Raw genomic sequence first — 350 nt, forward strand, 5'->3', positions numbered from 1 at the left:
GCTTCTCCAGCTACCGCTTCTGATGTTACGATCGCTTCTCCACCTTTTGACGCTTCATATACACGGACGATGTCGCCTTTTTTCAGTTCTGACACCGTAATTGTATCTTCTGCTTCCACTTTATTATTTGACACTGTGATTTTTTCTACTGCTGGTGCCACTGTTGTTGGCTCCGCTTCATACTTCACTGTGACTCTCTTACTCTCATCTTTATTCGGTTTCGTTACTGTTACGTATACTGTACCCCCTGTTGATACTAGTAAATCTTTTCCTGTGATTGTTGCTTCCTTCGCATCTTTCGCTACTGTTGCTTTTCCTAACTCTTTTCCTTCTGTTGATGCATCATATAC

At 42.0% G+C, this 350-nt stretch carries 1 pseudogene; it reads right to left on the reverse strand.

From position 1 onward, the window contains the following. Positions 1-350 (reverse strand): annotated as a pseudogene (locus tag H6481_RS28470) (hypothetical protein); the annotation flags it as partial.

It is taken from the genome of Bacillus sp. ME78 (genome assembly GCF_903970865.1).
In the GTDB taxonomy this organism is placed as follows: Bacteria; Bacillota; Bacilli; order Bacillales; family Bacillaceae_G; genus Bacillus_A; species Bacillus_A cereus.